Here is a 15,489-nt window from a genome sequence, read left to right as displayed (position 1 = left end):
GAGATTATGAACACTCCAATGACTGAATCTGTGCGTCACACATTAAACGAGATGCAGCTTTCTTCTCTTGAAGAGGCATACCAATACTGTACTGATCGCGGCATTGACCCTAAAGCACTAGTACTCGACACTCAGCCCATTGCTTTTGAAAGTGCAGCTGAGGCCTACACGCTGGGGGCCGCATTAGCCATTTTCCGCGGGGCACAAACCGCCGAACAAGCGGCGAACATCATCGGTGAAGGACTTCAAGCGTTCACTAAACCTGGCAGCGTCGCTGAACAGCGCCAAGTGGGGATTGGTCACGGTGCATTAGCCGCGCGACTTTTAAATGAACAAAGTGGTTGTTTTGCATTTCTCGCCGGTCATGAATCTTTTGCCGCAGCAGAAGGCGCAATTAAAATTGCCTTAAACGTCAATAAATCACGCCAATCGCCCCTAAAAGTGATCTTAAACGGCTTGGGTAAAGATGCAGCCTATCTGATTTCTCGTATTAACGGTTTTACTTATGTGCGGACTCAATTTGACTATCAGACTGGGGAGCTGCACGAAGTAGAACGCCGCCGTTTCTCCAACGGTCCGCGCGGTGAGATACTTTGCTATGGGGCTGATGATGTACGTGAAGGCGTTGCCATCATGCACAAAGAGCAAGTGGACGTGAGTATCACAGGTAACTCAACCAATCCGACACGCTTTCAACACCCAGTTGCCGGTATCTACAAAGCCGAACGTAACCGCGCAGGTCTACCTTACTTCTCAGTAGCATCAGGCGGTGGTACCGGTCGTACTTTACACCCAGATAACGTTGCGGCAGGTCCAGCTTCTTATGGTATGACTGATACTATGGGGCGCATGCACGCTGACGCACAATTTGCTGGCAGCTCTTCGGTACCGGCACACGTAGCCATGATGGGCTTTATCGGTATGGGTAACAATCCTATGGTAGGCGCAACGGTGGCTTTAGCTGTCGCGGTAGGTGAGCTAAGCCTTTAAGTCACGATAGCAGTCAAGAGTGTGCTTTAACCAAACCCAGTGTAGGGGGAGTGACTTCAGTCCTCCCCTTATTTTATTACCGCTATACTCCCTGCTCTCTTTGCGCTGATTTCGCTCAAAAACCAGTCAGCACAGGCTTTAGCGACACATTTCTCATAAGACAAACATATCGACAGAAAGACAAAAGGTATCCATCTACGGACTTTCTCCATTTCCCCTCTTTAAACTGCTCACCAGTCTCATTATGATGACTGTCAACAAATTCCAAGTTCTTGCCAAGCATCGGCGAGAACCAAAAAGACTCAACACATGGAGATTTACTATGGCTTTCTTTTCTCTAGCATTTGGTACTGCAACTAAAAACCGCGATGGCAAAATCATCGAGGCATTTTTTCCAAACCCAGTGCTTAACCCAACAGCTGAACTTGTTAAAGCGCTAGCAGCAGTAGCCGGCTACGAGCAAGGTAACCAAGCAATCGAAATCTCTGCAGCACAAAGTGCCGAGCTAGCTGTTGCATTTGAAGCAAATGGTGATGCAGCAAACGCCTCTTTCGCAGCAAAAGCAGCACAATCAGCACAGCCACTTGTATTGGTTTTCCTAGCTACGGATGAGCAGCCTCAATCAGTCGCTGAAGGCTTCCTTAAACTACAACTGATCTCTAACCGTTTAGTGAAACCTCACGGTACTGTGCTAGATGGTATCTTTGGTCTACTGCACAACATCGCATGGACTAATGAAGGTCCAATCGATCTACCAGAACTGGCAGAGCGCCAAATTGAAGCGCGTCTTGCTGGTCGTGCACTAAGCGTAGATTGTGTCGATAAGTTCCCTAAAATGGTGGACTACGTGGTACCAACTGGCGTGCGTATTGCAGATACTTCTCGCGTTCGTCTTGGCGCGCACGTGGGTGAAGGCACCACTGTTATGCACGAAGGCTTTATCAACTTCAATGCGGGTACTACTGGCGTGAGCATGGTTGAAGGTCGTATTTCAGCGGGTGTAGTCGTTGGTAATGGCTCTGATATCGGCGGTGGCGCTTCTATCATGGGTACGCTATCTGGCGGCGGTAAAGTTGTGGTTTCTATCGGTGAAAACTCACTACTTGGTGCAAACGCAGGTCTTGGCTTCCCAATGGGTGACCGCTGTACTATTGAATCTGGTCTATATGTTACTGCTGGTTCAAAAGTACGTATGCTTGATGCACAAGGCAACGAAGTTGAAGTGGTGAAAGCTCGCGATCTAGCCAACGTCTCAGATCTGCTTTTCCGTCGTAACTCTGTGACTGGTCAAATCGAATGTTTGGCAAACAAGAGCGCGGTTGAACTTAACGCGGAACTGCACAAAAACAACTAATTTGCTCATCAGTTAAATTAGATTAGAATCCCCGCCCTTGCTTGCGGGGATTTTTATTATTTCGATAAAAACAATTAATTATCTCAACTTCCTCTCGCTACTTATTATCAAACCGCTTAACGTTGGCGATAACCTAATCATTACCATGAAAAAACTGACTTATTTACTACTTTTACTGCTTAGTGGCTGCTCTGTCGCACCTGAACCCGAGCCATGCTACTGCCCTTCAACTCCACCACCGGTTGTGACGCCGCCGTCAACTTCTCACCAAGAGAATATCAATCAGTTGCTTGCCTATGTGGCAAAACTGGCGAAAGAGCGCTGGGGAGAAGATGAGTTTGTCGAAGCTGGTAAACATCGCTACGTAAAATACTTAGACGGTTACTCAACCCGTGCTCATATTGATTTTGAAACCGGTAAGATTTATGTCTCGACGATCTCTCAATATCAGCCTGAGCAGAAGCTACAAAAAGCGATTGTTCAAACATTACTCATGCCCGCAGACCCAGCTCATGCAGAACTGTTTAGCGATAAAGAGGCTGTTTTACGTGGTAAGCCCTTCTTGCTTGGTCAAGTTTTGGACCATGAAGGCAAGCCTATTGAGTGGGAATGGCGCGCAAATCGCTACGCCGATTACTTAATGGCTAACTCGCTACAAACTAAATCAATCAAACGCGGTCAAGCACACTATGTAGTGATTAACATGGTGAGCGACCACCTTGAGCAACGCGAATACCAATACGCAGGCTTAATTCGTGATGCCGCGCGCCGCTATGGTTTGTCTGAAGATCTTATCTACTCAATTATTAAAACTGAGAGTAGCTTTAACCCTTACGCGGTAAGTCATGCTGGGGCATATGGTTTGATGCAAGTGATTCCGAAAACCGCAGGTGCGGATGTATTTAACTTGGTGAAGAACAAACCTGGCATTCCAACTAAGGAGTACCTGTTTGATCCAGCCAACAACATTGATACGGGCGCGGCGTACTTTTACATCCTGAAAAATCGCTACCTCAAAGAAGTTAAAAACCCAACTTCGATGCATTTCAGTATGATTTCAGCCTATAACGGCGGCACTGGCGGCGTGTTATCCGCCTTTGATAGTAGTGACCGTAAACGTGCAATGGTGAAATTAAACAGCTCTACGCCACGACAAGTGTATGACACTTTAACCACTAAGCACCCGAAGGGCGAAGCGCGTCGATACTTACAAAAAGTGCTCTATTTCCAAAAAGATTTTAACTTGGGCAATCTATAACAAACAAAGGCTTGGTCATCGACCAAGCCTTTTTCGTTGCTATCCAGGGTGACCATCCACTCGCGGCGTCAACAGCATATAACCGAACTTGGCTATAAATAATGCGAAAGCCAGTATCCATAGCGCACCACTGATATCAATCATCAGCATCATATGGGCAGGGAACATGGCAACCCCAAAACTACGCACCATTGCCGCGGCTATCAAACTTACAAATGCCAGCCCCATCTTAGGTCCTTGATAAATATTACGACCAGTGTGACCCATTGTGACGCGAGCAATCATCGCCAATATCAAACCACTCAGTGCACCAATCGCAAATAGGTGGATCATATTGTGCGCAGCAAATGCATCTTGCCACAAGCCACGCGCCAATAAACTTAATGGAATACAGATATAAGCCGCGTGCAAGGACCAAACGAGAGGCTCGTTTAACGTTTTCCATGGTTGCCAACGTAACACTCGAATCAATTGAGCAATACCAGCCAACACCATTAAATAGCCACCGAGTTGCGCCATTGCCAAAGGAAAGAAACTGAGCAAAAACAGCGCAACTAGAGGTAAGTTTGCCGCCCACTCTAGCCAAATTTGGGGCTGAGGTTTGTCAAAATTAAAGCGCCTTGCGGTAAAAAATGGGATCACACGTCCACCCATTATCGAGAGCAATAACGTAAACCACCATAACATCGCCTGCCATACTGCCGAGGCTGAAAATGGCGGCATACCTTTGACACAAGCGTAACTGGCAAAATTCGCCACAATCGCTAACACAAATAGAGGGACAAAAAATAGGTTACGGTAACCTTTAGCTTTGATCACTCGCCACGCCACTTCATAGGCAACCAATGCCAAAAATAGTGCATCGATAATAGAGATTAGCCAAAGTGGTGCGGGCGTCCAGAGCAGCAAGCGCGGTGTCACCCAGAGCACCACAATGGCTAAAAGTCGATAACTTTTGCTACCGTTAATTCCAGTCCAGTTTTGTACCGCGGTCAGAACAAAACCGACCACGATAGCCATGGCAAAACCAAATAACATCTCGTGTACATGCCACCACAATGCCGGCACTTGTAGAGCTTGTGGTTGACCTGAATGAAACATCCATATCCAAGCGGGAATCGCGATCAGGGCATACAATGCCCCAAGCAAGAAAAACGGACGAAAACCAAGGCGTAAAACTGCGGGTATTTTTTCTTCTACCCGTTTGTCGGTAATGTTGAGCACTTTAAGACTCCTATAATTGTAGCTAAGGTCTTAAAGCATGAATTAAGCCAACTTTTAAACCATTAATAATCATAAGCTTAAGTAAAAGCCACCAATCAATCATGTCATAATGACCGAATTAAAAATAAGTCAACATGACATTAATAGGTGATAATGACATATAACTAAGGGTGATAACCCTAAACGCAATGCTCTTTGTTTCCTTGGCTAAATCTCAGTAGTATGGCGTCAGTTTCAACTTTAATAGTAACTGTATGATGCAATATATTTTTGGCTATGGCAGCCTTATGAACTCCGCTTCTCGTCAGCTTACTGGGCAAACCTCAGAGGCGATTCCTGCCGTCGCACATGGGTTATGCCGTTATTGGGGGAAAGTGGATGACAGTTATATTCTGGCACCACTCGTTGTCACCCGAGGTGATGGTCTGGTTAACGGGGTGCTTTTACAAGTCGATGATAAGCAACTCGTCGAGTTTGACCGCCGCGAACGTGGCTACCAGCGCATCAAAATCGAACATGACAAACTAGATAGCCAGCTCTCCCTTGCAAACGGTGATAGCGTCTGGATTTATGTGACTGACCAAGCCATGCCGCCTTGTGAGCGCAGCCCTATCGTGCAAACTTACGTCGATACTGTATTGGCGGGATGCTTAGAAATCTCCGAGCAATTTGCTGAGCAGTTTGTTGCTCACACTATTGGCTGGCATCACCCACGTGAAAACGATCGCCACCAGCCGAAATATGGCAACCTTGCAGGTGTAACACGTGAGCACCATCCAGTTATCGATAAGTTGCTCGCTTCCTGCTAGTTCTCGCTAATCTTATCTCTCTACGATCGCTGAATTAGCGGTCGTTTTACCATCAAATAAGAAAAAACCTATACGCTCAAATTTTCGTCGATATAATAGCCCGCCATTTCATATGGCTATTTCTATTAATCCACTGAGCAAACCGAATGTCATCACTACCTAATGCCATTGATAAGCGCATGAGCATCCTCGCGCTTACTTGGCCACTTTTTGTCGAAATCATGCTACGTACAGCAATTAATACCAGTGACGTATTCATGTTAAGTGGCTACTCCGATAAAGCCGTATCGGCGGTAGGTGTGATCACTCAAATCTCATTTTTCCTTATCATTATTTCATCAATGGTGAGTAGTGGTACCGGTATTTTAATTGCGCAGTACAATGGTTCTGATCGCCATACCGAATCCTCGCATGTTGCGATTGCGAGTATCATCATGTCGGCTATGGTTGGCGTTTTCCTCAGCCTGTTTGCTGTTAGTGCCGCTTACTATTTACTGCCTTACTACGGTTTAGAGCTGCAAGTACAAAACTACGCACAAGAGTATCTACTGATCAGTGGCTCAATGACCTTTAACGTCACCATGGGTATTGTCCTCACTACAATACTGCGCAGTCATGGCTACTCGCGAGCCCCAATGGTGATTAACTTAATCGCCGGCGTACTTAACATTGCCGGTAACTACGTCGCACTTTATCAACCTTTTGGTTTACCTGTGTATGGCGTACAAGGCGTGGCTATATCCACGGTTATCAGCCAAGTGATCAGTACTCTGATGCTGTGCTATAAGCTACGTAACACCGAAATTGCGCTACCTTTTGCCGAGTGGCGCGCTATTCCTAAAGTGATTTACCAACGTATCGTGCGCATTGGCATGATGAACGCGGGTGAGATGCTGTCCTACAATCTCGCGCAGTTAACCATCATCTATTTTGTGGTGCAGATGGGCACAGCCTCACTGGCCGCCTTTACTTACGCACAAAACATTGCCCGCGTCTCTTTTGCTTTTGCCCTTGCGGTTGGGCAAGGCAGCCAAATTCAAGCGGGCTACTTTATAGGACGTGGCTGGATAGATTCTATTTTGATGAGAGTGCAAAAATACTTTGTTGTCGGTTTTATTGTTACCAACATCGTCACCATCACCACCTTCCTGTGTAGCGATATGATCATACCGCTATTTACCGATCAGCCAGAGATTGCCGCCTTAACGGCTAGCTTAATCGCAGGTTCAATTCTTCTTGAAGCAGGGCGTGTCTTTAACCTGATCTTTATCTCTGCGCTTAAAGCGGCGGGTGACATTCAGTTCCCAGTCAAAATGGGCATTGTCAGCATGTGGGGACTTGGCGTGGTTTTCAGTTATCTACTTGGGGTACATTGGGGCTATGGTGTTTTCGGCGCATGGATGGCAATTGCCATGGATGAATGGTTCCGCGGTGTGATCATGGCGAAACGCTGGCGCAGTAAAGTCTGGACACGCTATCAGCTAACCTGATCAAGCAGTGTAGATGCTGTTTCTCATCATATGAAAAAGGGTGATGTCTATCAATTGTACAGCGTTCGATTCATGACATTCCCCTGACAATACTGTCATTAAAATAATCGATCATTGTGGGTCTCCATTTTATTGGGTGCTGCTGCTATGAAAACAACCACATATTCTAACGAAAAAAAAATCGAAAACGATTATTCACTTACTCCTTCAACATCACACGCAATCTTAAAGTCTGGCTTAAACTTTCTAATTGCTGTCGCGTTCTGTGCACTGGTAAATCTTGCATTGCGCATTGATTATGTTGTCCTTGGAAATACCTTAGGCGAGGAGTCAGTAACAGAATTTATGGAGCAAATTATGCTCATAATTTCTGCTAGCTCATTCTACTACTTAGCGAAAACCAAGCCTCAACTAAAGCATGCTGCTGTGCTTATCGGCTCATTTTTCTTGGTTATGTTAATCCGTGAAAATGACGGTTTCCTTGATCATATTGCCCACGGTTCTTGGGTTTACCCAGCGCTGTTCGTTACTTTTTCTGCTCTTTTTTATGCATTTAAAAACGGTAAACAAACGCTTGATCAAATGGCTGTGATTTTAAGTAGCAACTATATGAACATGTTGATTCTTGGCGTGGTTTTGCTGCTGGTATACTCACGTCTGTTTGGTATGGGTGATTTCTGGAAAGGTGTCATGCAAGAGCACTACATTCGTGACGTGAAAAACATCGCTGAAGAAGGTACAGAGCTGTTAGCCTACTGCATTATCGCCTTCTCATCATTCAAGATTATGCGCGGCTTCCGCAAGCAAAAAGCTCACTAAGCTCAAAACTATTCGCGCTATCAAACTTGCCATTTTGGATGATAAGGATAGCGCGGATTTTTCCACCACTAACTCGCAACAATGACGTCTTGAACTAACGCCCTCAACCAAATATTCTTTTCCTCTCCCGCTCGGCTAGAATGCCACAACATCGCAATATCAAAGTCTGCAACCGGCACTGGTGGGATAAAGGTCGTTAGGCTGTCATCAAAACCCTCTGCTTTCGCCATTCTTTCCGGCACAATCGCAATTAAGCGGCGCTGTTTGAGCAAACTTCGCACGGTGAGAAAGTTGCGAGAAGCCACCGTCACTCTGCGCGTCAAACCATGCTCAGCTAACTTCTTATCCACCTGTGTTGCAAGACTACCATCCGGGCTAACCAGCGCCTGCTCAATGCCCGCAAAGGTCTCTAAGCTTAACTCCCCCGCTAGCCCCAGAGTATGACTATCAGCCAAACAGACATGCTTTTCGGTATAGAGAAACTGACTTTCAAACTCATCATCTAGAATCGGCATACTGCCGATCACCACATCCAGCTTCTCTTGCTCTGTTAAGGTGACATAGTTACTGCGATTAACATTAATAAAGCTGATTTGTGCACTTGGCGCTTGCTGGCGAATTTGGTCATAAATCACAGGCGCAAAAATAAACTCAGCGTAATCAGTCAAACCAATTCGGCACACACCTGAATATTTCTGCGGCGAAAAATGTTCTTTCGTCAGTAGGTTGTGAGTAATTGAGTCGAGCAATTGAGTAACAATAGGTGCTATGTGATGTGCATGCTCGGTCGGTTCCATTTTATGCCCCTTGCGCACAAATAACGGGTCATCAAACAACTGGCGCAAGCGAGCTAAACTGTGGCTCATTGCCGATTGGCTAACAAAGCTTTTGTCTGCGGCGGTACTGACACTGCGGTAGCGGTAGAGATAAGAAAATGTCACCAACAAATTCAAATCAATATTTCGCCATTGTAAATCTTCTGCGCTTGGCATTTCTCATCCCATTTGATTCATAGATGAAATTAAAACTATCAATTTGAGTCATCATACTATTTTTTTTATTCTAGATGCAGTAACGAGCAGTAATGAATTTAGAAGGAAATGCTCACATGCTCACAATCTTTAAAACCTTTTTCTGGCTTGGTTGGATAAGCTTTGGCGGACCAGCGGCTCACATTGGTTACTTTCGCCAAACCTTTGTTGAAAAACTCAAATGGTTAGACGACAGCGAATACGCACAAATCGTGGCACTGAGCCAATTCTTGCCTGGTCCAGGGTCAAGCCAAGTTGGCTTTGCGCTTGGTTATAAGCAAGGCGGACCAGCTGGAGCTTGCGCGGCATTCATCGGTTTTACTCTCCCTTCCGTGCTCATCATGGTATTGCTCGCGGTAGTATCTAGCCAACTCACTGAGACCACAGCATTTCAAAGTATCGTCCATGGTTTGAAATTGCTAGCTGTGGTAGTGGTCGCTGACGCAACATGGGGAATGTACAAAAATTTCTGCAAAAACACCCTTTCAGTAAGCTTATGTTTGGTTACTGCTATCGCATTGCTGACGATGCCAAGCATTGCCACCCAAATGATCTTGCTCGTGATTGCGGCACTGATTGGCGCGAAATATCTCAAAGGTGATGCCCCTGCTGAACCAAAACCGTTTACACCGAGTATCCTGCCATTGGCGCTATTTGCTGTAATCCTGTTGGGTCTGCCATTTATCGCCCATTTAGCACCAACCCTTGGTCTGTTTAACGACTTCTTCCAAGCGGGCAGCTTAGTGTTTGGCGGCGGTCATGTAGTACTGCCACTACTACAAAACATCGTTGGTGATCAGCTCAGCCAAGATGCTTTCTTAACTGGTTATGCTGCGGCACAAGCCGTACCAGGTCCCATGTTTACCTTTGCAACATACATTGGCTACGAGCTGCAGCCAAACGCACCAATTACTGGCGCTTTAGTTGCCACGATTGCAGTGTTCTTACCTGGTTTCTTGTTACTACTTGGCGTACTAAAAAACTGGCAGTCACTGGCACAAAAACCACAAGTGGCTGGCGCAGTAAGCGGAGTGAATGCTGCTGTGGTGGGGTTACTAGTATCCGCTTTGTACCAACCTGTATTTACTAGTGCGGTATTCAATCCTATTGATCTCGCGTTAGTGCTAGTGGGCTTCTATTTAATGAAACAGCTAAAACTACCAATTATCTGGATGGTGATTACCTTTATCCTTGCGGGTCTTGGCATGGGAATGATTTGATTACCTCTAATAACAACAGCCGTGCTAAGTACGGCTGTTGTTTACTGTAAGTCGAACCAATCGACTAAACTCAATTCAGCTGCCCCCCGCCAATCACTGACTCGTGATCACTCAATCAGTTTAAAGAGATCTTGATCGCCTTATGCTTCCCAATACACACTTCAACATGCTAAGGTTAACATTGTGTTAACAAAAAACATTTCCTTCTGAGTTGGTAACGTTGCACGCGCGGTTTGCTCTCTACTGTGTGGTGAGTATCAAATCCAGAGGGAGCATCATAAATAACAGGGAGTTAACCAATGAATCAGCCGCACGAGTTGAAAATAAAAGGATGCACCTTACCACCACCGAATGAGATGATTTTAAAATGGGCAGCGGAACGCCCTAATGAAATCTATCTCAAGCAAATCATTAATCGCCAGTTTGTCGAATACACCTACGCTGAAGTTGCTGATAAAGCACTACGCTTAGTCACGGCACTACGTAACTTAGGCATTCAGCCCGGTGACAAAATAGCACTGATCTCGAAAAACTGCGCCGAATGGTTTATTTGTGATATTGCCATGATGCTGGGTGACTACGTCAGTGTTCCGGTGTTCCCTACTGCCGGTGCCGAAACTATTGAGCACTGTGTTACTCACAGTGGCAGTAAAGTTCTCATTGGTGGTAAGTTGGATGATGCAGCCGCGACCGAACAAATCATCGAAAAACTGGATGATCTCATCACCATCAGCCTTGCTTATGACAGCGCACCAAGTAATTGTCAGTATCAGTTTGAAGCACTGATTAAAGACGCCAAGCCAAGTGAAGAGCGCCCAATTCATTACGACGATAAGTTAATGTCGATTGTTTACACTTCTGGCACATCAGGCTTGCCGAAAGGGGCAATGCTCACCTATGGTGCATTTTCATGGTCAGCACAGCAATTAATCAATCATATCGGTATTGAAGAGCAAGATCGCCTGTTCTCCTATCTTCCGCTCGCCCACATTACAGAGCGCGTCTATATCTTTGGCTCATCAATTATGGGTGGCGTACAGACTGCATTTCCTGAGTCCCTCGATACCTTTATCGAAGATGTGAAAATGCAACGCCCAACACTATTTATCTCAGTTCCACGCTTATGGACGCTGTTCCAACAACGTATCCAAGATAAGCTACCGCAGAAAAAGCTCAATTTCTTACTTAAGATCCCATTTGTGAACTCATTAATTAAGAAAAAGCTCGCCGATGGTCTGGGGCTTGATCAAGCTCGCGTACTGGGCTGTGGCTCAGCGCCTGTCTCACCAGCTTTGCTCGAGTGGTACCACAGTGTCGGTCTCAACATCACTGAGGCTTGGGGCATGACCGAGTCATTTGCTTACAGCACTCTGAATTACCCATTCCGTGCCGATAAAATCGGTACCGTGGGTAATGCCGGACCAGGTATCGAGCTAAAAATTGCTGATGATGAAGAGATCATGGTACGCGGTAAAGGTTTGTTCTCAGGCTACTACAAAAATGATGAGGCGACCCAAGAAACCTTCGATGACCAAGGTTGGTTACACACCGGCGATATCGGCTTCCTCGATTCTGAAGGCTATCTCACCATTCAAGGACGCAAAAAGGACACCTTTAAAACCGCTAAAGGTAAGTTCGTTGCTCCGGTACCGATTGAGAAAAAACTGTTTGAATACAGTCGCGTAGAAATGATGTGTTTGATTGGCTCTGGTCTGCCAGCACCGGTACTTTTAGTGGTACCACATGATTTCCCCAACTTCGATCGCGAGCGTTATGAGCGTACCACAGAGCGGGTTATCAAACGCATGAATCAAGATCTCGAATCCCATGAGCAGATCAAAGGCGTGCTGATGATCAAAGACCCATGGAGCATCGAAAACGGTATTCTAACTCCAACCCTCAAAATCAAACGTCATGTGTTGGAAAAACAGTACCACGATGTTGGTGCCAACTGGCCAAAAGGCAAGTTGGTAGTTTGGGAAGAATAAATATTTATGTCGAACCCAAAGGGCGCTCTGCGCCCTTTTTTATTAGTGCAATCAAACCATCACTTACAGTTATAATAAAGCTACCAATATCTAAGATAATTTGGCCTTTCTGGCTGATTTTCAATAAGTCCCAAATCCTTTTGCAAATGAGGTGTGAGCATACTTGGTAGTTCAGTTCTATTGGTACCAAATCCCCATTTAAAGTGAATTTTCTTGCCTATTTTCGACAGTTTAAGCTCGATCTTAAAATCCACATGCAACGCAAGTAACATCCTGTTCTCTCTTTTTCTCCCTTCCTTACTGGGTATTATGGAAACCCAGTCGAGTTTTAACCAACCACCATTTCTTACAAAAGGTATAAGTGAGAGTTATGGATAAGCGATTACGTTACCTTGCCGCACTGCGTTACTTTGAAGTCGCCGCGCGTTATCAAAGCTACAGCAAAGCCGCTGATGAGCTGTGTGTAAGCCAAGCCGCTGTGAGTCAAACAATCCGTCGCCTTGAAGAGGATTTAGCCTGTAAGTTGTTTGTGCGTAAAGGTCGTCATATGGCACTGACCGCTAAGGGTGAGACACTACTTTGCCATGTATCGAAAGGTTTTGAACAAGTTCTATCAGGTCTGAATAAGATTCAAAATGAACCTCTGGAAGGTTTGCTTAAAGTCAGTGTGCCGCCTTCATTTGCTTCTCGTTGGTTACTGCCAAGATTGTGGAAGTTCTCACTGATGTATCCCGGAATTCCAATCCGCATTATCACAACTTGCGAGGCGCTGGATATCCAACACGGTGAAGTCGATGTGGCAATGAGCGCGGTCATCGCAGGGCACGGTGCGTGTTTGGCTAGTGACTCTATCACCGCCGATTTTATCGAGCGCGGGCTACTTGTGAAGCCTTTTGATCTGCCTCTTTCGCCAGGTATTCAATTCCACCTTTTCACCCTAGATGAATCAGCTCGCCGTGAACGCATCAACGCCTTCACCACTTGGCTTAAAAATGAAATCAATCAACACGGAGTGATGGCTTAATCGCCTCCATTTGCAGTTTCTACCCGCATAAAAAAAGCCTCGCATCCGCGAGGCTTTCTATTCAAGCTATTAACTTAAGAATTACTTCTTAGCGTTACGCTCTTTAACTTCTGCAATCACTTGCTCCGCCACGTTGTTTGGACATGGGTTGTAGTGAGAGAATTCCATAGAGAACTGACCACGGCCAGAAGTCATAGTACGTAGAGTACCGATGTAACCAAACATTTCTGATAGAGGTACATCACCCTTGATACGTACGCCAGTAGTACCAGCTTGTTGATCTTTGATCATACCGCGACGACGGTTAAGGTCACCGATTACGTCACCAACGTGGTCTTCTGGAGTGAACACGTCAACTTTCATGATTGGCTCAAGAAGTTGCGCGCCAGCTTTAGGCATAGACTGACGGAATGCGCCTTTAGCAGCGATTTCGTAAGCGATAGCTGAAGAGTCAACTGCGTGGAAACCACCGTCGAATAGTTCAACTTCTACGTCTAGAGTTGGGAAGCCAGCTAGAACACCGTGGTCCATCATGCTAGCAAAACCTTTCTCAACTGCAGGCCAGAATTCTTTAGGTACGTTACCACCAACAACTGTTGACTTGAACGTGAAGCCTGAACCTTGCTCCCCTGGGCGGATGCGGTAGTCGATCTTACCGAACTGACCTGAACCACCAGACTGTTTCTTATGCGTGTAGCTATCTTCAATTGCTTGAGTGATAGTTTCACGGTAAGCAACCTGTGGAGCACCTACTTCTAGCTCAACGCCGTAAGTACGCTTCAGGATATCAACTTTGATGTCTAGGTGAAGTTCGCCCATACCTTTAAGGATGGTTTCGCCTGAATCTTCGTCAGTTTCAACTTGGAATGATGGATCTTCTGCAACCATTTTACCGATCGCGATACCCATTTTCTCAGAACCGTTCTTATCTTTAGGCTTAACAGCGATAGAGATTACTGGTTCTGGGAAGATCATTGGCTCAAGAGTAACTTCGTGCTTAGGATCACATAGAGTGTGACCAGTCTTCACGTTCTTCATACCAACAACTGCGATGATGTCACCAGCTTGTGCTGAATCGATCTCGTTACGGTCGTTCGCGTGCATCTCAACCATACGGCCGATACGCTCAGTTTTACCAGTAGCTGAGTTAAGGATAGTGTCACCCTTCTTCATCTTACCAGCGTAGATACGGATGAACGTTAGTGCACCAAAGCGGTCGTCCATGATCTTGAACGCAAGCGCTTTTAGTGGCTCATCTGCAGATACAGTTGCGAATTCGCCAGTTGCTTCACCAGTGTCTGGGTTAGTTAGTGGTTGAGGATCTACTTCTGTTGGAGAAGGTAGGTAGTCAACTACTGCGTCAAGAATAAGTTGGATACCTTTGTTCTTGTACGCTGAACCACAGTAAGTTGGGAAGAATGCTAGGTCACGTGTACCTTTACGGATACAACGCTTGATGTCTTCTAGAGAAGGCTCTTCACCTTCCATGTAAGCCATCATTAGCTCATCGTCTTGCTCAACAGCAGTTTCGATTAGCATTTCACGGTATTCAGCTGCTTGGTCTACTAGATCAGCAGGGATATCTTCTACTGAGTAGTTTTCTGGAAGACCAGAGTCATCCCAGATGTAAGCTTTTTGGCTTAGTACGTCAACAACACCACAGAAGTCATCTTCGATACCGATTGGTAGAGTCATAACTAGTGGAGTAGCACCTAGAACGTTTTGTACTTGGTCAACAACTTTGAAGAAGTCAGCACCCATACGGTCTAGTTTGTTAACGAAGATTAGACGAGATACGTGAGACTCGTCCGCGTAACGCCAGTTAGTTTCAGACTGAGGCTCAACACCACCTGAACCACAGAATACACCGATACCACCGTCAAGTACTTTTAGAGAACGGTAAACTTCGATTGTGAAGTCAACGTGTCCAGGAGTATCGATGATGTTTAGGCGGTGATCGTTCCAGAAACAAGTAGTAGCTGCAGACTGGATTGTGATACCACGTTCAGCTTCCTGCTCCATGAAGTCAGTAGTAGTTGAACCGTCGTGTGTATCACCGATCTTGTGGATTTTACCAGTTAGCTTAAGGATACGCTCTGTAGAGGTAGTTTTACCCGCGTCTACGTGAGCAAAAATACCAATGTTTCTGTATTTTGATAAATCAGTCATTGTCTTACTCTGTTAATAAGGTATAAAGTGCGCGCAGAGTATATCACATTCTGTCAAGACTGATACCCTTGCGTGCGGCTATGTATAAAAAATATTTAGCGGGCGAATCTACC

Annotated in this window: 12 protein-coding genes; 9 read left to right on the top strand and 3 right to left on the bottom strand. The window is 45.7% G+C overall.

What is annotated here, in order from left to right:
* The first annotated feature begins 6 nt into the window (after positions 1–6).
* The 3 genes from GZN30_RS01460 to mltC all read left to right on the top strand — a co-directional run bounded on the left by GZN30_RS01460 (position 7) and on the right by mltC (position 3,602).
* Positions 7–990, top strand: a complete 984-nt coding sequence (locus GZN30_RS01460) for a GGGtGRT protein (RefSeq protein WP_075650428.1) — start codon at positions 7–9, stop codon at positions 988–990.
* Positions 991–1,312: 322 nt separating this feature from the next.
* Positions 1,313–2,344 (top strand): 2,3,4,5-tetrahydropyridine-2,6-dicarboxylate N-succinyltransferase, encoded by a 1,032-nt coding sequence (gene dapD, locus GZN30_RS01455; RefSeq protein WP_075650430.1) that lies wholly within the window; start codon positions 1,313–1,315, stop codon positions 2,342–2,344.
* Between the two features lie 145 nt (positions 2,345–2,489).
* Positions 2,490–3,602 carry a membrane-bound lytic murein transglycosylase MltC gene (gene mltC / locus GZN30_RS01450; RefSeq protein WP_075650442.1) on the top strand — a complete coding sequence of 371 codons (1,113 nt, stop codon included), beginning with the start codon at positions 2,490–2,492 and terminating at the stop codon, positions 3,600–3,602.
* A 39-nt stretch (positions 3,603–3,641) separates the two neighbouring features.
* On the opposite strand, the gene GZN30_RS01445 is transcribed toward mltC, so the two are convergent.
* Positions 3,642–4,826, bottom strand: a complete 1,185-nt coding sequence (locus GZN30_RS01445; protein ID WP_075650432.1) for an NnrS family protein — start codon at positions 4,824–4,826, stop codon at positions 3,642–3,644.
* Positions 4,827–5,080: 254 nt separating this feature from the next.
* Between GZN30_RS01445 and GZN30_RS01440 the strand changes: the two genes are divergently transcribed.
* The 3 genes from GZN30_RS01440 (at position 5,081) to GZN30_RS01430 (ending at position 7,944) form a co-directional block, all read left to right on the top strand.
* Positions 5,081–5,635, top strand: coding sequence for a gamma-glutamylcyclotransferase family protein (locus GZN30_RS01440; RefSeq protein WP_075650434.1), 555 nt, complete (start codon positions 5,081–5,083; stop codon positions 5,633–5,635).
* Positions 5,636–5,781: 146 nt separating this feature from the next.
* Positions 5,782–7,125, top strand: coding sequence for an MATE family efflux transporter (locus GZN30_RS01435; protein WP_075650436.1), 1,344 nt, complete (start codon positions 5,782–5,784; stop codon positions 7,123–7,125).
* Between the two features lie 147 nt (positions 7,126–7,272).
* Positions 7,273–7,944: a hypothetical protein gene (locus tag GZN30_RS01430; protein WP_075650438.1), complete on the top strand. Its 672-nt coding sequence runs from the start codon at positions 7,273–7,275 to the stop codon at positions 7,942–7,944.
* A gap of 68 nt (positions 7,945–8,012) precedes the next feature.
* Here the strand turns inward: GZN30_RS01430 and GZN30_RS01425 are convergent, their stop codons facing one another.
* Positions 8,013–8,936, bottom strand: coding sequence for a LysR family transcriptional regulator (locus tag GZN30_RS01425; protein ID WP_075650440.1), 924 nt, complete (start codon positions 8,934–8,936; stop codon positions 8,013–8,015).
* A 116-nt stretch (positions 8,937–9,052) separates the two neighbouring features.
* Between GZN30_RS01425 and chrA the strand changes: the two genes are divergently transcribed.
* From chrA to GZN30_RS01410, 3 genes are all read left to right on the top strand, one after another.
* Complete coding sequence (gene chrA / locus GZN30_RS01420) at positions 9,053–10,195, top strand: chromate efflux transporter (RefSeq protein ID WP_075652245.1); 1,143 nt, start codon at positions 9,053–9,055, stop codon at positions 10,193–10,195.
* 299 nt (positions 10,196–10,494) lie between these two features.
* Positions 10,495–12,183, top strand: coding sequence for an AMP-binding protein (locus tag GZN30_RS01415; RefSeq protein WP_075652246.1), 1,689 nt, complete (start codon positions 10,495–10,497; stop codon positions 12,181–12,183).
* Positions 12,184–12,553: 370 nt separating this feature from the next.
* Positions 12,554–13,207, top strand: coding sequence for a LysR family transcriptional regulator (locus GZN30_RS01410; RefSeq protein WP_075652248.1), 654 nt, complete (start codon positions 12,554–12,556; stop codon positions 13,205–13,207).
* Positions 13,208–13,288: 81 nt separating this feature from the next.
* On the opposite strand, the gene fusA is transcribed toward GZN30_RS01410, so the two are convergent.
* Positions 13,289–15,376: an elongation factor G gene (gene fusA / locus GZN30_RS01405; RefSeq protein WP_075652249.1), complete on the bottom strand. Its 2,088-nt coding sequence runs from the start codon at positions 15,374–15,376 to the stop codon at positions 13,289–13,291.
* Between the last annotated feature and the right edge of the window lie 113 nt (positions 15,377–15,489).

It is taken from the genome of Vibrio ponticus, assembly GCF_009938225.1.
GTDB lineage: Bacteria > Pseudomonadota > Gammaproteobacteria > Enterobacterales > Vibrionaceae > Vibrio > Vibrio ponticus.
This window is presented reverse-complemented; position numbering and strand designations above follow the sequence as displayed.